Origin of the sequence: Dorea phocaeensis (genome assembly GCF_900240315.1) — a bacterium.
In the GTDB taxonomy this organism is placed as follows: domain Bacteria; phylum Bacillota; class Clostridia; order Lachnospirales; family Lachnospiraceae; genus Dorea_B; species Dorea_B phocaeensis.
The window spans coordinates 102183-120102 of record NZ_OEPZ01000002.1 but is presented as its reverse complement, the minus strand read 5'-3'; the positions used below and the strand labels follow the sequence as shown (position 1 = coordinate 120102).

The 17920-nt window shown below is 43.7% G+C and carries 15 protein-coding genes, 1 pseudogene and 1 riboswitch; of the genes and pseudogenes, 15 read left to right on the top strand and 1 reads right to left on the bottom strand.

Translation table 11 applies throughout. The features are described from left to right. Window positions 1–8: 8 nt before the first annotated feature. The 11 genes and pseudogenes from C0979_RS04450 (at window position 9) to C0979_RS04400 (ending at window position 12677) form a co-directional block, all read left to right on the top strand. Window positions 9–599: a YARHG domain-containing protein gene (locus tag C0979_RS04450; RefSeq protein ID WP_101694881.1), complete on the top strand. Its 591-nt coding sequence runs from the start codon at window positions 9–11 to the stop codon at window positions 597–599. Window positions 600–612: 13 nt separating this feature from the next. Further along, entirely contained in the window at window positions 613–1806 is a 1194-nt protein-coding gene (locus C0979_RS04445; protein WP_101694880.1) for a zinc ribbon domain-containing protein, read from the top strand. Between the two features lie 151 nt (window positions 1807–1957). Next, window positions 1958–2135, top strand: a riboswitch (cobalamin riboswitch). Between the two features lie 82 nt (window positions 2136–2217). Next, window positions 2218–3135: a CobW family GTP-binding protein gene (locus tag C0979_RS04440; RefSeq protein ID WP_101694879.1), complete on the top strand. Its 918-nt coding sequence runs from the start codon at window positions 2218–2220 to the stop codon at window positions 3133–3135. A gap of 29 nt (window positions 3136–3164) precedes the next feature. Then, window positions 3165–4034 carry a uroporphyrinogen decarboxylase family protein gene (locus tag C0979_RS04435; RefSeq protein ID WP_101694878.1) on the top strand — a complete coding sequence of 290 codons (870 nt, stop codon included), beginning with the start codon at window positions 3165–3167 and terminating at the stop codon, window positions 4032–4034. Window positions 4035–4079: 45 nt separating this feature from the next. After that, window positions 4080–5150 carry a uroporphyrinogen decarboxylase family protein gene (locus tag C0979_RS04430; RefSeq protein ID WP_101694877.1) on the top strand — a complete coding sequence of 357 codons (1071 nt, stop codon included), beginning with the start codon at window positions 4080–4082 and terminating at the stop codon, window positions 5148–5150. Between the two features lie 44 nt (window positions 5151–5194). Beyond that, window positions 5195–5848, top strand: coding sequence for a cobalamin B12-binding domain-containing protein (locus C0979_RS04425; RefSeq protein WP_101694876.1), 654 nt, complete (start codon window positions 5195–5197; stop codon window positions 5846–5848). A gap of 9 nt (window positions 5849–5857) precedes the next feature. Beyond that, window positions 5858–6874 (top strand): methylcobamide:CoM methyltransferase MtbA, encoded by a 1017-nt coding sequence (locus C0979_RS04420; RefSeq protein WP_101694875.1) that lies wholly within the window; start codon window positions 5858–5860, stop codon window positions 6872–6874. A gap of 3 nt (window positions 6875–6877) precedes the next feature. After that, a complete protein-coding gene (locus tag C0979_RS04415; RefSeq protein WP_101694874.1) occupies window positions 6878–8413 on the top strand; it encodes an ASKHA domain-containing protein in 1536 nt (511 codons plus the stop codon). Between the two features lie 19 nt (window positions 8414–8432). Next, window positions 8433–9551: pseudogene (locus tag C0979_RS04410) on the top strand (uroporphyrinogen decarboxylase family protein). 120 nt (window positions 9552–9671) lie between these two features. Next, window positions 9672–11417, top strand: a complete 1746-nt coding sequence (gene mutY / locus C0979_RS04405) for an A/G-specific adenine glycosylase (protein ID WP_101694873.1) — start codon at window positions 9672–9674, stop codon at window positions 11415–11417. Window positions 11418–11525: 108 nt separating this feature from the next. Next, a complete protein-coding gene (locus C0979_RS04400) occupies window positions 11526–12677 on the top strand; it encodes a double-cubane-cluster-containing anaerobic reductase (protein WP_101694872.1) in 1152 nt (383 codons plus the stop codon). Between the two features lie 76 nt (window positions 12678–12753). Here C0979_RS04400 and C0979_RS04395 read toward each other — a convergent pair whose 3' ends face one another. Then, on the bottom strand, window positions 12754–13536 hold the full coding sequence (locus C0979_RS04395) for a triose-phosphate isomerase (protein ID WP_101694871.1): 783 nt from the start codon (window positions 13534–13536) through the stop codon (window positions 12754–12756). A 314-nt stretch (window positions 13537–13850) separates the two neighbouring features. Here C0979_RS04395 and pdxA point away from each other — a divergent pair, with 314 nt between their 5' ends. From pdxA to C0979_RS04375, 4 genes are all read left to right on the top strand, one after another. Further along, window positions 13851–14873 carry a 4-hydroxythreonine-4-phosphate dehydrogenase PdxA gene (pdxA, locus tag C0979_RS04390; protein ID WP_101694870.1) on the top strand — a complete coding sequence of 341 codons (1023 nt, stop codon included), beginning with the start codon at window positions 13851–13853 and terminating at the stop codon, window positions 14871–14873. A gap of 35 nt (window positions 14874–14908) precedes the next feature. Continuing rightward, on the top strand, window positions 14909–16252 hold the full coding sequence (locus C0979_RS04385) for a four-carbon acid sugar kinase family protein (RefSeq protein ID WP_101694869.1): 1344 nt from the start codon (window positions 14909–14911) through the stop codon (window positions 16250–16252). A gap of 15 nt (window positions 16253–16267) precedes the next feature. Continuing rightward, on the top strand, window positions 16268–17299 hold the full coding sequence (locus tag C0979_RS04380; protein ID WP_101694868.1) for a 2-keto-3-deoxygluconate permease: 1032 nt from the start codon (window positions 16268–16270) through the stop codon (window positions 17297–17299). Between the two features lie 111 nt (window positions 17300–17410). Next, window positions 17411–17911, top strand: coding sequence for a YcxB family protein (locus C0979_RS04375; protein WP_101694867.1), 501 nt, complete (start codon window positions 17411–17413; stop codon window positions 17909–17911). Window positions 17912–17920 lie beyond the last annotated feature (9 nt).

The following is a 17920-nucleotide window of genomic DNA, read 5'->3' as shown; positions in this document are numbered from 1 at the left end:
CGAATGGAATGAGTGAAAAAAGGGAAACGGCAAAGAGACAGAAACAAAAACAGGAGCATACCATGTCAGTTCCGATTCTGATAACAGGAATTTTGATTGCAGTATTTCTGGGAGGAAGCATTTTTCTGGGCGTTACGGGTTCTGGTATAGCAGGAAAAGAAAAGTCAAAAGTCTCCAAGAATGAAATCAGTAAGGCGCGGGCAGCGATGTCGCAGGAACAAAAAGAAGAAAAAGTGCTGGTAAAGGGGCTGGATGAGAAATATCAGTTTACACAGGAGGGAGCATCTTCGGCGAAAAATGAGTCAAAGAAGGAGAGCGCCGGAGCAGAATCTGGAGATTATGTTTTGCCAGACAGCGATACAAAGCTGCTGACGGATGCGGATGTATCAGGATTGTCTGCTTATGATTTGTATTTGGCCAGAAATGAGATCTTTGCTAGACATGGACGTATGTTTGAAAATGAAGATTTAAAAGCGTATTTTGAAAGCAAAGACTGGTATAATGGAACCATATCACCGCAGGAGTTTGATGCAGATATTACCTCCAGACTCAGTGATGTGGAGCAGGCTAATATCGAAATGATTAAAAAATACGAGTAGGGGGTGAAAGAGGATGTTTTGTCCTGAATGTGGAACAAGAAATGCAGATGGAGCAGGATTCTGTGAAAAGTGTGGTGCGAGATTGAACCAGCACGAAGAGGCGCCTCTTTCCAGACCTCAGAAAAAAGAAAAAAAGGCATGGGAAAAGAAAGATAAGATTCTGTTAGTAGAGCTGGCGGTACTTTTGGTGTCGATTGTAATCTTTTTTGTGGTTTACAATGTGCAGTACAGTGCAAAACATGTGGCAGAGCGTTACGTGGAAACGTTGCTGGAACAGAACTGGGGCGGATTCTATGACACGATACTGGTAGAGGAGTCCGGAGATTTTATGACAAAGGAAGCGTTTGTAACAGCGCAGTCTCTAGAGGAAAGAGAGAAAGCGGAAGATTTTGAAATTACGAATATTTCAAAGCGTTCCGGAGGATTTTCCAGCCAGAAAATCAGCGTGCGTTATAATGTTGGAAAATCCAAAGAAAAGATGGATTTGAAGTTGAAGAGAAAAGGGTTGAACTGGAAGGTAAAGGCGGAAGGCTTTGTAACCAAGAAGTATTCCATTGCTGTTCCGAAGGGGGCGAAAGTTCTGGTTGATAAGATCAACGTATCTGACACAGAAAAGCCGTCACATGAGATGGAAGGTATGGATGTCTATACGATTTCGCCGGTTTTTGGACCAACGCACTATGTGGAAGTCACAGGAAAAGAGATTGATCCGGTCAAGATGCTGGTTACATCGACTGAGGGTGAGCCGGTTCCAGTGGAAAGCGGCTACAATGAAAAGGTCTTGGAAAAAGTGACGGAGCAGGCGCTGGAAGACTGGCAGGAAATTATGAAGGGGGCTGTTACCAATCAGCGATTCAGCGATGTGAAGGTGTTTGAAGACATGGCAGATGAGGGCAAGGAAGATGCTCTTGAGGAGTTTGAACATGCCAGAGATTATAATTTTGATGGAGACGATACCGATATTGTACCGAATGAGTATACCTTATCCAATGGGGAGACAAGCTCTAAAGTAGTAGAAGGTGAAGAGCAGTCCGTGATTGAAGTCGAGATAAAAGGAGACTATTACTACTGTTATACCAACTATTACTGGGAGGACAGTGGTGAAGTTGAGAATGATGAAGGTCAGGCGTCCAGCAAGTTAAGATATATTAAGGATGGGGATGGATGGAAGTTGTATTCCATTGATCTGAGTCCATTCTATAATTAGAATTGAAGAAAAAGTTACAGAAAGTATCAATAGAGTTAGGAGCAGATCAGAAAGATTTGCTCCTTATCTTTTTGCTTATAGAAAATAACAATAGAAAAACTTTTTATATGGAAATTATCGATTGGATACATCGGGAATATATATGATATGATACTTGTGTATCATATATAGTGACGCGAAGGCGTTTAAAAGGGAATTCGGTGAAAATCCGAAACAGCCCACTCTACTGTAAGAAGGACGAGGATTTCAGATAGCCACTTTGTGAAAAGGGAAGGCGGAATCTAAGGAAGAGATCAAGTCAGGAAACCTGCTGTATATGAAATGGATTTTTTTTTGGTGGGAAAAAGACAGTGTATACACTGTCTTTTTTTGCACCTTTTTTATTGAATATAATATAAAGGAGAATAGGAAATGGAAGTACAGGTGGTATCGGGTTTTTTAGGAGCTGGGAAGACAACATTTTTGAATCACTATCTTCCAGCGCTTGCCGGGAAGACGGTGTTAATTGAAAATGAATTCGGTGAAGTGGGACTGGACGGCGAACTGATTCAGGAAGATATTCCAGTGCGAGAAATTTATGCGGGATGTATCTGCTGCAGTTTAGCAATTGATTTTAGACAGGGGATCAAAGAGATTGCAGAGAAGTTTTCTCCAGATCAGATCGTGATTGAGCCTTCCGGCGTGGGACGGCTTTCGGATATCGTGAAAGCATGCCAGAAGGCAAGAGAAAAGGAAGGTATTGATCTGACGATTACGAAGCTGATTGCCATGGTAGATGTGAAAAGTTTTGAAGAGTACAGAGAAGATTTTGGAGATTTTTACCTGGATCAGATTCAGCATGCGGGATTGATTCTGCCGACGAATATGGAAGGAGTGGAGGAAAAAGAATGGAATCGTCTTCTTGATGAAATTTGTGGGGAGAATCCGAAAGCGGTGATCTGTCGTGAGGACTATCGGACATTTGGAAGAAAAGAATTAAAAACACTGGTAGACGCGGCGGAGGATTATGAAGAAATGTCGGGCGGTCATCCAAAACCAGCGCTTCCGGCAGAGCGAGTCTTTTCCAGTGTTGCGGTAGAAGAAGTGTCGGAATTTTCAAGAGAGCAGTTTGATGCGGTATTGAATGCGTTTAAGTGCCAGGATGCAGGACAGGTTCTGCGGGCAAAGGGAATTTTAAGTGTGGCGGGACAAAGAATTCATTTTGAATATACGCCGTTCTCTTATGAAGAATGTCCGGCAGATGAAAGGAAGCATTTGAGTGAAAAAGCAGTTGTGATTGGCTGTGATTTGGATGAGGAGAAAGTCAGACAGTTGTTTTGGGTAGAATAAATCCATGTAAATGAAGGAGGGAGAAATCTATGGGAGAGATCAAAGATTTTAATTGTACCTATGATAATTCTGCGGGGATTAGTGGTGCGGTGACAGAAGGACTGGGACTTACATTTCCAGATGCGTATCTTCATGCGGATACGATGGCAAAATTGTCCAAAGCATTAAAGGAGTATGACGGCGCGGGGTTTTGTGAATTACCATTTTGTCATACGGTAGAGGCTGAGGCTTTGGGCGGCATTATTAATTATGGAAATGATAAGACGGGACCAAGAGCAAAAGAATATATCTATACAGATGTAGAAGAACTTCTGAATTTGCCGGAGATTGATTTTTCTACAGGCAGAATCCATGAGGTGTTGCTGGCGTGTAAAGAACTTCGGGAGATGGGGGAGCATGTGGTTTTGGAAGTGTCTGGTCCATTTACAATTTTAAATGTATTGATTGATGCAAGATATGTATTCAAAGGAATGAGAAAGAAACCAGAAGTAATGAAGCAGGTGTTTTGGAAGCTTGGAAATGAAGTTTTAAAATTCATGGAAGAAGCGAAAAAATATGGTGTGGAGTTGATCAGTTATGCGGATTCTTCTGGTGGGGTGAATATCCTAGGGCCTAAGATGGCAGAGCAGGTTGTGGAAGCTTTTACTTATGAGTTTATGAAGAAAGTAGAGGGGATTGCAGACGACAAGACGATGATTCTTCTTTGCCCAAAGACAACGTTTTCTCTTTTGGGAACTGAGAAAGCGAAATTCGAAAATGTAGAGATTGGGGAATCTATGAGATATGGAGAAGCTTGTATTTCATTGCTTGGGAAAGTGAAGTTTGCAGGACAGATGTGTATTAAGAATATAGATTACCATATTGAAAATGGAAAATTCAAAGAAGTAGTCCTCCTGTAAAGGTGGTTCTATATAATAAGCATTAAGAGAAAAGGAGAAAGTAAAATGTTTAGAGGAGATGAGATGACATCAAATGAACGTATGGATGCGTTCTATTCAGGAAAACCTTATGATCATTCGCCTATTATGCTGTTTATTGTGTCAAATGCAGGAAGATATGCGGGAATGACACATCGGGAAAAGAGAAGCTGTGCGAAAAATCAGGCGGAAGCACAGTTGAAAGCATATGAAAGATTGGGACAAGATGGATTGGTAGTAGAATATGGTCTCTTGGGAATTGGAAAAGCTTGTGGAAGCATTACTAATGATCCGGAAGATAGTGCTCCGGCAATTATAAAACATAGGCTAGACGATATCAGTCAGGTTTCCGAACTGGATTTGTCGATGGTTGAAAGAAAGAATGATGCGTGGAGTCAATTGAATTATGAAGCTGCATCCATATGCGTGGAAAAAGTAGGGAAAGAAGTAGGGGTTTTTGCTACTATTCCAGGTCCTATGACGGCAGCAGGGTCATTGATTCCGGTAGAAAAGCTTTTACGTGCAATGAGAAAACAACCAGAAGAAGCACATCGGTTATTGAGATTTTGTACTGACGCTGCGAAAATTGTAATCAAAGAGATTACTGCATCTGGATGTGGTCCGTTCTTGTCAGACCCTATTGCATCTGAGACTTTAATCAGTGCAGATACCTATCGGAAATTTGTTGCACCATACACAAAAGAGCTTATGGATTATGCGAAAAGTATTGGGCTTGGAATGGGTTACCATGTATGTGGAGAGGCAAATAGAATTTTGTGTGATATGGTAGATACAGGTTGTGGAACAATTAGTTTTGATACACAGGTAGATGTGGAAACAGCTAAAAAATTAGTTGGAAGCAGAGTCCCGATTCTTGGAAATATAGATGTTATAGATACTTTACTACATGGAACGGTAGCGCAGGTAGAGGCGGAAGTGAAAAATCAATTAAGAAAAGGATATGATTCTGAAAAAGGCTTTATTATCAGTGTAAGTTGTGACATACCAATTAGCACACCGCTTGAAAATATTGATATGATTATGGAAGCGGGAAGGAAATATGGGAAATACCCATTGAATCCTGAAAATTTCAGATAGAGAACACAAAACTAGAATAGAAAAATATTAGGAGGAATTTAAAAATGGCAGTATCAAAAGAGGAATTGTTAAAACGGTTATCTGATGGAGTATTAGAAATGGAGGAAGACGATGTAGTAGAAGCTGCGAAGGAATATTTGGAAGCAGGCTATCCGGCGTTTGATGGCATCATGGAAGGTCTGGTAGACGGAATGAACCGTGCCAGTGAACTGTATGAGGCGGAAGAATATTTTGTGACAGATGTGCTTCTTTGCTCTGATGCAATGTATGTGGGACTTGATGTTTTACGTCCACATCTTCCGGAAGTATCAAGTGATGCAAAAGTGAAAGGTGTGATTGGTGTTGTGGAAGGAGATACACACGACATCGGAAAGAATCTGGTAAAGATTATGATGGAAACTGCCGGATTTGAGATGATAGATCTTGGAAGAGATGTAGAACTTCAGAAATTCGTAGATGTGGCAAAGGAAGAAAAGGTTGACCTTGTATGCATGTCTACATTGATGACTACAACCATGGGCGGTATGGAGACAGTGATTCATCTTCTGGAAGAAGCAGGCATCCGCGATCAAGTGAAGGTTATGATTGGCGGAGGCCCGATTTCTCAGAAATTTGCAGATAAAATTGGAGCAGATGCTTATACAACCAATGCAGTAGAAGCTGTGAAATGTGCAAAGAAAATGTTAAATATTGCATAGGAGAGAAACATGCTGACACCAAAAGAAAGATTAAAAGCGATATTTGAGGGACAAAAAGTAGACCGTCCCGTATGCATTTGCCCCGGTGGTATGATGAATATGATTACCACAGATCTGATGGATCAGATTCAGGTGTTTCTGCCGGAAGCGCATCATGATGCGAGACAGATGGCCGAGCTTGCCAAGGCGGTGTATGAACAGGGATGCTTTGAAAACTATGGCGTTCCATTCTGTATGACTGTGGAAGCGGAGGAAATGGGCGCGAAAGTGGATATGGGGACAAAGGTTTATGAACCTCATGTCGTAGAATACGTGATGGATTCTGTCAGTGATTATGAGAAACTGACTCCGGTAGATGTAACCAAGGGAAGAGCCGGGGTAGTGACGGATGCCATTCGTATCCTGAAAGAAGAGACAAGCGGTGTGCCGATTGTGGGAAACTTAACGGGCCCTATGAGTACAGCCAGTTCTGTGATGGAGCCGGTTAATTTCTACAAAGAGCTCAGAAAGAAAAATAAGCAGGCCCATGATTATATGGACTTCATCACAGATCAGTTGATTGCATTCGGAAGAGCACAGATTGAAGCAGGGGCAGATATCATTGCGATCTCAGACCCAAGTGGGACGGGAGAAATTTTAGGACCAAAATTCTTTAAAGAATTTGCAGTGACTTATCTTAATAAATTATTAGATGGACTTAAGAAGGAGAATGTAGGAACGATTGTACACATCTGTGGTCAGATGCATTCTGTATATAAAGAAATCAATGAGGTTCACAGTGATGTGTTAAGTTTTGATTCTGTTGTGCCTATGAAAGAAGCCAGAGCGAATTTGAAAGACCGCGTACTTATGGGAAATGTAAGTACCTATGCTATCGAATTTGGGGATCCGGATCGTGTGAAAATGCTGACGACAAGCTGTAGAAGAGGCGGGGCTGATATTATTTCCCCGGCATGCGGACTGGGAATGAAGTCGCCGCTTACCAATGTGCAGGCGATTCTTGAATGTCTGACGGAAGGAGTATAGAAGATGGCAGAAGTGATCATTCGCCAGACAGGGCAAAGGATTGTCTGTGAAGACGGAGCGAATTTACTGGAGACACTTCTTGGCGCTGGTATATTTGTAGATAATCCGTGTAATGGCAAGGGAAAATGTGGAAAATGTAAAGTAAAAGTGGAGGGGGAAACACTTCTTTCCTGTCTCACGGAAGTGCATGGACGGATGGAAGTAGAAACCCTTCATAAAGAACGAAAACACAAAGTGCTGACGAAGGGGTATTTGCCGGAGTTTGAAAAAGATGCATATGATGGCGGTTACGGGATTGTAATTGATATCGGGACTACCACTGTAGTGACAGGCTTGATTGATCTTCAGACCGGAAAAGAGCTTGCCAATGCGTCTATGATAAATGCGCAGAAGCATTTTGGCTTAGATGTACTTACCAGAATTACTTATGAGTATGAGCATCCGGAGACCGGCATCCAGGAACTTCAGGAAGCAATCGTAAATTCCATTAATGGAATGCTGCGGGAAGTGTGTGATGAAGCGGGAGTTGCCAAAGAAGAGATCTGTGAGATTGATGTGGCGGCAAACTGTACGATGATGCATATGCTGCTGGGAGTGGACGCAAGGTCCATTGGACGATCTCCGTACAAGCCTGAATTCTTGGAAGCAAAGATGCTTAAGGCAAAGGAAATTGGTATTGAGGCAGGCGATGATACGGTGTTGTATTGTCTTCCGCAAGTATCGGCCTATATAGGAGCGGATATTGTGGCGGGAGCATATGTCTGTGAAATGCAAAAAGAGAAGGGAAATGTTCTCTTCATCGACATTGGAACCAATGGAGAGATCGTATTGGCAAGCGACGGCAGACTTATGTGCTGCTCGTGCGCAGCAGGACCAGCGCTTGAGGGGATGAATATCAGCGCGGGGATGCGTGCGGCAGAAGGCGCCATTGAAGATGTAAAAATTACAGAACATGGTGTGGAGGTTGTGACAATTGGAGATCAAAATCCGGTGGGAATCTGCGGAAGCGGTATTCTGGCAGTGGTGAAAGAACTTCTCCGCACAGGTCTTGTGAAAAAGAACGGAGCATTTATTAAGAAAGAAAAGCTAAAGGAAGAGGATTACCGTTATCCGATGATTCGGTTAAATGGAACGAAGCGTGAGTTTATCCTGCATAAAGAGGCGAATCTTTTCGTGACGCAAGGCGATGTTCGTCAGGTACAGCTTGCCAAAGGTGCGATCCTTTCTGGATTTGTGGCGCTTTTAAATAAGGCGGGAATTTCGATGGATGATCTGGATAAGGTAATGATCGCAGGGCAGTTCGGCGCTCATCTTCCGGCGGATTCCTTGGTGGGAACCGGGATTTTACCGGAGGCGGTAAAGGATAAGCTTGTTTATGTAGGAAATTCTTCTAAAACAGGAGCTTATATGACACTGATGTCGAAAAAGGTGAAACGTGAAGTGGAAGAGTTGGCTGCGAAGATGGATTACATGGAACTGGCGGAAACAGACAATTATGAGCGGGTTTTTACGGAAAGTATGATTTTTCCTGCATTTTAAGCAAGAGGGGGTAAGGATTATGGATTATGAACAGTTGAAGAAGCTGATGAGTGAGCAGAAAGATGAGATGACGGCAGCAGAACGTTTGAAAGCTTATAATGCAGGAGAAGAGGTGGATTATAATCCCTATACGCTGCAGGCGCCGGATCCGGCTATGGCGGATATTTTTGGATTTACGACGACACAGTTTGCGAAGGATTTTGAAGTGAAAAGTGAAGTGATCCGAAGGCGAAGAGATGAGTTTGGGCTTGACAGCTTCAATGTGGGACTGGGGCTTAAGACGATTGGCGGGGCGCTTGGCTCTGTGTTAAATGCGCCGGAGCACGGGATTGATTATGTAGAGAGACATATCCTTCAGGATTATGCTGATTTTGATCAGCTGGAAGTAACGGATCCCTACAAAAATCCAAAGCTTGCCCCGATTTTAGAAAGTGCCAAAAAGCTGAAAGATCGTTTTCCGGATGTCAGTATGACAACCAGCGTGGCGGGACCTTTGTCAACGGCCATTGCGGTGCGTCCGGTGGAGAAGGTGCTTAAGGATACAAGAAAGAATCCGGAAATGTTACATAAACTTCTCGATCTTACTGTAGAGTGCTCTCTGAAATGGTTTGAGGCATTTGAAAAGGAATTTGGTCCGGTTGGAACGAACTTTTCAGATCCCGTAACCTGTATGGATGTTATCAGTAAGAAGTAGTTTGATGAATATTCTCTGCCTTATTTGAAAAAGCTGATTGATGGCACGAAGAAGATTATGGGAACTGCGCCGGGAGCGCATATCTGTGGAAAGACAAGTCCAATCTGGAACGACCTTGCGGACGCAGGACTGTTTTCTTTCAGTATCGACAACTGCGAAGATCTTGCCGTTGCAAAAGCGGCAGTGGGAGACCGGATGCGGATTGCAGGAAACGTCCCTCCGGTTGATGTGATGAAAAACGGAACCATTGATGAAGTTATTGCATCCTGCAAAGAGTGTCTAGAAAAATGTGCGGATAATCCGGCAGGTTTTATTTTAAATACTGGGTGTCAGCTTCCGATTGGAACACCGAAGGCGAATGTGGAAGCGTTTATCTATGCGGTGAGAAAATATGGAAGAGGTGCAAGACTTGGAAGAATGCCAAGAGGAATCACGGAAGGCTAGATGGAAATAAAAGGTTTCACTCGCGCATTGGAAAGAAAAGTGCTAGAATAGAAGTCGGATGAGAAAGAGTAACATGCGATAAATATCAGAAAGCAAATTTAAGAAGACGCGGGGAAATAGATGAAATACGAGAGGATTGTCAAAGGAAAATTTCTGGAACGGCCAAACCGTTTCATTGCATATGTGGATATCGACGGTCAAAAAGAGACCGTTCATGTGAAAAATACCGGGCGCTGTAAAGAGTTACTGCGCCCGGGTGCTGTTGTATACTTGCAGGAATTCGATCCTTCAGCTCGGAAAACGAAGTGGGATTTGATTGCGGTGGAAAAGAAGGGCCGCATCATTAACATGGATTCTCAGATTCCCAACAAGGTAGTAAAGGAATGGCTGGAATCTGGAGGACTTTTCCGGAAGGTGACGAAGATTCAGCCGGAATATACGTATGGAGACTCCAGAGTGGATCTCTATGTAGAGGCGGATGGGAAGAAGATTCTGATCGAAGTCAAGGGCGTTACGCTGGAAGAGGAAGGCCGGGTACGATTCCCGGATGCGCCAAGTGAAAGGGCAGTGAAACACGTAGAAGAGTTGAAGCGTGCAGTAGGAGAAGGATATGAGGCGTATATCTTTTTTGTGATTCAGATGAAAGATGTACGTTATTTTACGCCGAACATGGACACCCATCCGGCATTTGGAGAGGCGCTTCGTGAGGCGGCTTTGGCTGGAGTACATGTAATTGCCTATGACTGCCGGGTAGACTGTGATCACATTACACTGGCGGATGAAGTGAAAGTGGTGTTGGAAGAGCCCGAACTTTATGAGATTGCGGAACCTGTAGTGGGATGGTTTCGTCAGAACAAGCGGGATCTTCCTTGGCGGAAGGATCAAGATCCGTATCACGTGTGGGTGTCGGAGATTATGCTTCAGCAGACGCGGGTAGAGGCGGTGAAGCCTTATTATGAGCGATTTTTGAAGGAACTGCCGCGGGTGAAAGATCTGGCGGAGGCGAAAGAAGATACTCTTTTGAAGTTGTGGGAAGGGCTTGGATATTATAACCGTGTAAGGAATATGCAGAAGGCGGCACAGCAGATTATGGTAGATTTTTATGGGGAATTTCCAAATACTTATGAGGGAATTCTCTCCTTGAAAGGCATTGGAAACTACACGGCCGGAGCAATTAGTGCGTTTGCATTTGGGCTTCCGAAGCCGGCGGTGGATGGCAATGTGCTTCGTGTGGTGTCGAGGATTACGGGAAGCCGGGAAGACATTATGAAGCAGAGTGTGCGAAAAGCGATGGAGCGGGCACTGGAGCAGGTGATTCCAGAAGATGCAGCCAGTGATTTCGGTCAGGGATTGATTGAACTTGGTGCTATCGTCTGTGTCCCTAATGGAGAACCCAAATGCGCAGAATGCCCGGCAGCGTTCGCGTGCGTGGCGAGAAAGCAGGGACTTACGGCGGAGATACCGGTAAAAAAGAAAGCGAAGGCAAGACGGATCGAGAAGCGAACGGTACTTATTTTTAAAGATGGCGAGAAACTTGCCATTAGGAAGCGGCCTGGGAAAGGATTGCTGGCAGGACTGTATGAATTCCCGAATGAAGAGGGAAGACTGACGCAAAAAGAAGTGACAGCGTACAGCAAAGAGATTGGTCTGATGCCGGTTCGTGTCAAAAAGCTGGAGAGTGCAAAGCATATTTTCAGTCATGTGGAATGGCATATGACCGGGTATGAGGTGATCGTGGATGAACTGGAAAAGACGAATAAAAAGGAGTTTCTGTTCATTCATCCGGAAGAGATCGGGCAGAGGTACCCTCTTCCATCGGCTTTTGAAACATATATCCGCTATGCAGGAATTCAAAGGGATATTTAGACATAGATAAAATCTATATAAGAAGAATATTATTAACATTTTCGATTATATAAAATACTTTGAGAGTGTTATGATATAACATACAGGGAAATCAAAGGAGGAATTTACATGGAAGTCATCAAAGAATTACCGGAAGTGTTTGAAGAGTTTGCGGAACAGCGCAAAAATTCATTTTTGGCGGTAAAAGAATTAAAAGATAAAGGGGTTCCGGTTATCGGATCCTACTGTACTTATTTTCCACAGGAGATCGCAATGGCAATGGGAGCAGCAAGCGTCAGCCTGTGTTCTACATCGGATGAGACCATTGCGGATGCGGAGAAAGAGCTTCCGAAGAACTTATGTCCGTTGATCAAGTCCAGCTATGGATTTGCCAAAACGGATAAATGTCCATTCTTCTATTTTTCTGACGTGGTTGTCGGAGAGACGACTTGCGATGGAAAGAAGAAGATGTACGAGTATATGGCAGAATTTAAAGACGTTTTTATTATGGAACTGCCAAATACCCAGAGAGAAGAAGCGTTAGCGCTTTGGAAAAACGAGATCATTCGTTTCAAAGAGTATCTGGAGAAGAAGTTTGACGTGACGATCACAGAGGATGATATCCGCAGAGCCATTAAGATTAATAATGAGGGACGGCGCGCGCTGAAGAGACTCTACGAAGTGATGAAGAACGAGCCAACACCGATTACCGGTTATGATCTGTTCAAGGTATTGTACGGAAGTACGTTCAAGTTTGACAGAAGTCAGATTCCAGGGGAAGTCAATGCGTTGGTTGATAAGATTGAAAAGGAATATGCAGAAGGAAAGATGCAGCCAAAGAAGCCTAGAATTCTGATTACGGGATGTCCCCTTGGAGGAGCGACCGAGAAGGTGATCAAGGCCGTAGAGGAAAACGGAGGAATCGTTGTTACTTATGAAAACTGCAGCGGCGCGAAGGCGATTGACAAAGAAGTAGACGAGACGAATCCGGACGTATACGATGCGCTTGCAAGACGGTATCTGAATATTGGCTGTTCCGTTATGACGCCAAACCCGAATCGTTTGGAACTTTTGGGACGTCTGATTGATGAATACAAGGTAGACGGCGTGGTTGAGATGACGCTGCAGGCATGCCATACTTATAATGTGGAAGCATTTGGAATTCGCAAATTTGTGAATGAGCAGAAGAAGATTCCATACATTAATGTAGAGACAGATTACTCTCAGGCTGATATTGGACAGCTGGGAACAAGAATTGCAGCATTTATTGAGATGTTGTAGAGATAAAATAATGGAAGGATATCAGAGATGGTATCCTTCCATTATTTTTTGATGTTGATGTTTTTTTGTATGGATATTATGCTTCCTCGTATGCTTTTATAGCATCACGGATCAGCGCGTTGAATTTATCGGCATCCCATGCGGAGCGTCCGGTGAAGAGCCCGTCGATGGAAGGCTGCACAATCAGGTCGCAGGCATTGTCAGGATTTACGCTTCCGCCGTAGAGAACCGGAATCTCTTCGCTGGCGTCGCCGAACAATTCGTGGAGTGTTTCTTTGATTACCTTATGCATTTTTTCGGCATAGTCCGGGGAAGCCGGGGTTCCGTTGACACCGATGGACCAGACTGGTTCATAGGCTACCCAGATCTTTCCGATCTGATCTTTGGATACTCCGTGGAATCCGATCTTTAGCTGTGTGCGCAGAATTTCGGCGCTGACACCGTATTCTTTTTGTTCTCCCGTTTCGCCAATGCAAAGAAGTGTCTGGAATCCGTGGTTTAGAGAAGCTTTTACTTTCTTGTTTTCTTCGTAGTCCGTCTCGCCAAAGACGTGTCTTCTCTCAGAATGGCCGATCATTACCAGTTTAATTCCCAGTTCTTTTAACATCAGTGGAGAGATTTCTCCGGTAAACTGTCCCTGATCTTCCCAGCACATGTTTTGTGCGCCCAGAAGAATAGAATTCTGATCGATAGAAGCGGTCGCGCGGTCCAGTGAAGTGAAAGATGGAATGATGAATAATTGGATCTCGTCACGGCTTAAATCAGCAGTGTTATCGGACAGCTTTTTTAAATAAGCAACGGTGTCCTGGACATTTTTATACATTTTTAAGTTGCTGCCGAAATATAACTTTTTTTTCATGGTATTGCCTCCTGTATAATGAAATAAATAAGTCTTTGATGTCCCTATTATATACCTTGTAAAAATGAAAATCAATCGTGCAAAAAGTGATAATTAAAACGTTAAAATAATGACAAACGAAAAACGAAAGCAAACGAAAGTTAAAATATAAAAAATATGTATATATTGCATAAAAAGAGAAAAAGCAAGCTTTATAATATGCTGAAATTCTAAAAAACTATTGATTTTGAAAAGAAATGAATATAAAATGAAAGCACAAACGAAACAGAAAAAAGATACAAAACGAAAACAAAACGAAAGGAAAGGGAAGGTAAATGAAAAATACATTCAAGCCTGTAACAGCAATTACAATGGGAGATCCAGCAGGAATCGGACCGGAGATTGTAGTAGGAACTATGCTGGATAAGGAACTTCATGATTCTTGTAAGCCATTCGTGATCGGAAGCATTGCGATTTTGGATAGAGCAGCAAAGGTACTTGGAAAGGAATTGAAATACAATAAGATTTCCGAGCCAGAAGAAGCAAAATATGAATTTGGTGTTGTGGACGTACTGGAGACGGGCGACTATGATACAGATTCTATTCAGTGGGGGGAGGTTCAGGCGCTGGCTGGCCAGATGGCAATTGACTGGATTATGAAATCCATCGCACTTGGAATGGAAGGCCGTGTGGATGCAGTATCCACGGCTCCGATTCACAAGCAGGCAATTAAGCTGATCGGTGTCAAGGAACCAGGACATACCGAGATTTATCAGAATGAGACAGGATCTCCATATGCACTGACCATGTTCTCCTGCCATAAGCTGAGAGTCTTCTTCGTAAGCCGTCACATGTCACTGGTAGACGCAGTACACTATGCAACCAAGGACGTTGTTCTGGAGTTTATTGAGAACATTGACAAAGAATTAAGAGGCGTCGGAATCGAGAATCCTTGCATCGCAGTTGCAGGTATTAATCCACACAACGGCGATAACGGGCTGTTCGGAAGAGAAGAGATCGATGAGTTAGAGCCGGCTGTTAAGATGGCGCAGGAAAAGGGCATCAATGCAGTGGGACCATGTCCGGCAGATTCCGTATTCCATATCGGAAAGAGCGGAAAATTCGATGCGATCCTCTCTATGTACCATGATCAGGGTCATATCGCATGTAAGACGCTTGATTTCCAGAAGTCTGTTACGATTACATGGGGACTTCCGTTTATCAGAGGTTCTGTTGATCACGGAACGGCATTTGACATTGCAGGAAAGGGAATCGCAGACTGCGTAAGTTTGATTGAATCCACAAAAGTGTGCGTAGAATACGCCGTTCGTAAACACGAAGGAAATGCAATGAAATAAGAAGAATACAAAAGAGAAAGGAAGGGAAGAGGACTATGCCGATCATAGGTGCAGTTGCAGATGATCTGACTGGAGCAACAACGACAGGGGTACTCCTTGCCAGATCCAAGGCACAGACAGCAGTATTTTTTAATGAAGAAGCGGCAGAAAAAGCCAAAGGTGCAGATGAGTTGGATGCAATTCTGGTAAGCAGCAATTCACGCCCGCTTCCGGCAGACGAGGCGTACGAGAAAGTAAAATCGGCTACGCTTGCGTTGAAGCGGATGGGAGTAAAGTATTTCTCCAAGCGGATTGATACGACACTTCGAGGTGGCGTCGGCGTGGAGATCGATGCAATGCTCGATCAGATCGGGGAAGATGCAGTTGCGGTTGTTGTTCCGGCAATGCCGCAGTCCAGAAGAATTTTGGTTGGCGGATATTCCGTGATTGACGGTGTGGCGCTAATTAACACGCCGGTTGCAAAGGATGTGCGCACACCCGTAAAAGAAAATTATATTCCACGACTGCTGGCAGGACAGACCAGACGCCAGGTGGGACTGGTGACACTTGACAAAGTCCTGGCAGGCAAAGAGGCAGTAGAAAAAGCGCTGGAGGAAAAGCGGGGCGAAGGCTGTGAAGTGATTGTGGTGGACGGAATTACACTGGAAGATGTAGAGACCATTGCGAAGGCATGTATTGCTTTGAAGTGGAATGTTGTGGCAGTGGATCCGGGTCCGTTTACTGCGAAGCTTGCTTATGAGCGCGGGTTGATTGGAGTAGAAGAACCGAATATTCCGGAAACAGCGAATGAAGAAGAAAAAACGGTTCTGATTGCAGCAGGAAGCGCAACTCCGGTTACCAAAAAGCAGATGGAAGTGCTCTGTGAGGATGAGCGGCACGTGCGTATCAGTGTGGAGCCGATTCTGCTGATTAACGGCGGAGATGAGGCCGTAGCCGAGGCTGAACGAGCAGTAGAATTGGCAAAAGAGATGTTCCAAGAGGGATCCCAGCCAAGGGCAATTCTGTTTGAGACGGCGCTGCACGGAGAGCTTTTGAATCTGGATGAGGAAGATAAGAAGCGTGGATATGCATCCGGAATGAGTGCAAATCGGATCAATGCAGGACTTGGAACCATCATTACAAAGCTGATGGAAAGAGTTGGACGAGACAGAATTGCAGGATTGTACACGACAGGCGGAGACACCATGGTAAATGTCTGCTATCAGCTTGGCGTGGAGTGTATCCAGGTGATGGATTACGTGATTCCACAGGCAGATGTGGGACGTCTGGTAGGAAGCTATGATGGGCTTCCGGTTGTAGGAAAAGGCGGACTGACAGGAAATGATCATACTGCTTGTGATATCGTAGATCGTCTGTTTAAAGAAGCAGGAAGAAAGTAAAAAGGAGCGGAGAAAATGGAAGAGAATAAAGTGAAAGAACAAAAAGATTTTGATATTCTGAATAAGATGAAGAACCTGCCTGGTGGATTGGTTATTATCCCACTGGTTATTGCAGTAGTTTTAGCAACATTTGTACCACAGGTATTCCAGATTGGTGGTTATGTAACGGCGTTATTCTATGAAGGAAATGCATGTATGATGGGATTTTTCCTGATTGTATGTGGATCTATGATCAACATCAAGCAGGTAGGTATGCCTCTTTACAAAGGTGTGATTATGACAGGAACCAAATTCCTCCTCGGAGTTGTGATAGGACTTTTGGTAGGAAAGCTTTGTGGACCGGAAGGATTCTTAGGAATCGCACCATTTGTACTGATTGCAACTATTACGAACTCCAACGGATCCCTGTACATTTCCCTGTCCTCTCAGTTCGGTAATGCGACAGATACAGGAGCGATCTCCATTCTGTCTTTGAACGATGGACCATTCTTTACACTGATTGCACTTGGAGCAACAGGACTTGCAAATATTCCAGTTAAGTCTCTGATCGCAGTATTAGTTCCTCTGTTAATTGGTTTCATCTGGGGAAATCTTGACAAGGGATTCAGAGATGCATGTAAGACAGCACAGCCAATCGTAACCTTCTTTATGACGATTTCTATTGGTGCAAAGACAGACGTGAAGACGATCCTGACAGCAGGAGCTTCCGGTATTGTACTTGGACTGATTTCAGCAGCAACAGCAGTAATCTTCTTCTTCGTAATTAATCTTCTTCTTCCGAAGAAAGAGAGAAATGCGATGGGAGCAGCAATCGGAACAACAGCTCTTAACTCTGCTATGACACCGGCAGCAGTTGCAGAAGCAGACCCAAGCATGGCACAGTATACAAGTATGGCAACTGCACAATGTGCAACAGCATCCATTATTACACTGTTCCTCTGCCCATTTATTACAGCAGCATTTGATAAATATATGCAGAAGAAACAGAAAGGTATTTACAGTCCAGAAGGATGGGCTCACGATAAAGCGCTTGCAGCACAGAAATAAAGCGGCAGCAAAAATAATGAATTAGTTGGTATAAAGTCCTTTTATATGTTAAAATATAAAAGGACTTTTTAAAAAATAACCCCAATATGGGGAAAGGGGTAGATCGGTACGATGAAAAAGATAACAGTACATATGACGAAAGAGGCATTGTTTGATTTCTTACTGTTCCACGCATATTCCAAATTTACCGGATTTTTGGTAAATATTCTGGGGCTTGCGGTGGCATTTATGGGAATTATTCTATATGTGACAGACCGGACGGGAACCGCGAATCTGGTCTTTTATCTGGCGGCAGCATTTCTGTTCCTTGGCTATACGCCGATTCAGTTGAAACGAAGAGCTGCAAAGCAGATCAAAATAAATCCGGAGTATGCAAAGCCGGTAGACTACGAATTTTCGGAGGATGGAATCAAGGTGGTTCAGGAAGAAAGAAGTGTATCTCATTCATGGGAAGAGATTAAGAAAGCAGTCGTGACACCTAAGACCATCGGTGTCTACTACGAAGATGAGAAGGCGATGATTATTCCCAAAGAAGATTTTGGAGAAGAATTTGTAAGTATTTTTCAGATGATTGCAATGCATCTTGGGACATCTAGAATCCGGATGCGGTAAGCAAAGGTA

Coding starts and splice junctions, on each gene's coding strand:
- C0979_RS04420 (WP_101694875.1), top strand. CDS start 5,858: ATGCTGACACCAAAAGAAAGATTAAAAGCGATATTTGAGGGACAAAAA.
- C0979_RS04425 (WP_101694876.1), top strand. CDS start 5,195: ATGGCAGTATCAAAAGAGGAATTGTTAAAACGGTTATCTGATGGAGTA.
- C0979_RS04385 (WP_101694869.1), top strand. CDS start 14,909: ATGCCGATCATAGGTGCAGTTGCAGATGATCTGACTGGAGCAACAACG.
- C0979_RS04440 (WP_101694879.1), top strand. CDS start 2,218: ATGGAAGTACAGGTGGTATCGGGTTTTTTAGGAGCTGGGAAGACAACA.
- C0979_RS04435 (WP_101694878.1), top strand. CDS start 3,165: ATGGGAGAGATCAAAGATTTTAATTGTACCTATGATAATTCTGCGGGG.
- mutY (WP_101694873.1), top strand. CDS start 9,672: ATGAAATACGAGAGGATTGTCAAAGGAAAATTTCTGGAACGGCCAAAC.
- C0979_RS04400 (WP_101694872.1), top strand. CDS start 11,526: ATGGAAGTCATCAAAGAATTACCGGAAGTGTTTGAAGAGTTTGCGGAA.
- C0979_RS04430 (WP_101694877.1), top strand. CDS start 4,080: ATGTTTAGAGGAGATGAGATGACATCAAATGAACGTATGGATGCGTTC.
- C0979_RS04395 (WP_101694871.1), bottom strand. CDS start 13,536: ATGAAAAAAAAGTTATATTTCGGCAGCAACTTAAAAATGTATAAAAAT.
- C0979_RS04415 (WP_101694874.1), top strand. CDS start 6,878: ATGGCAGAAGTGATCATTCGCCAGACAGGGCAAAGGATTGTCTGTGAA.
- C0979_RS04450 (WP_101694881.1), top strand. CDS start 9: ATGAGTGAAAAAAGGGAAACGGCAAAGAGACAGAAACAAAAACAGGAG.
- C0979_RS04380 (WP_101694868.1), top strand. CDS start 16,268: ATGGAAGAGAATAAAGTGAAAGAACAAAAAGATTTTGATATTCTGAAT.
- pdxA (WP_101694870.1), top strand. CDS start 13,851: ATGAAAAATACATTCAAGCCTGTAACAGCAATTACAATGGGAGATCCA.
- C0979_RS04445 (WP_101694880.1), top strand. CDS start 613: ATGTTTTGTCCTGAATGTGGAACAAGAAATGCAGATGGAGCAGGATTC.
- C0979_RS04375 (WP_101694867.1), top strand. CDS start 17,411: ATGAAAAAGATAACAGTACATATGACGAAAGAGGCATTGTTTGATTTC.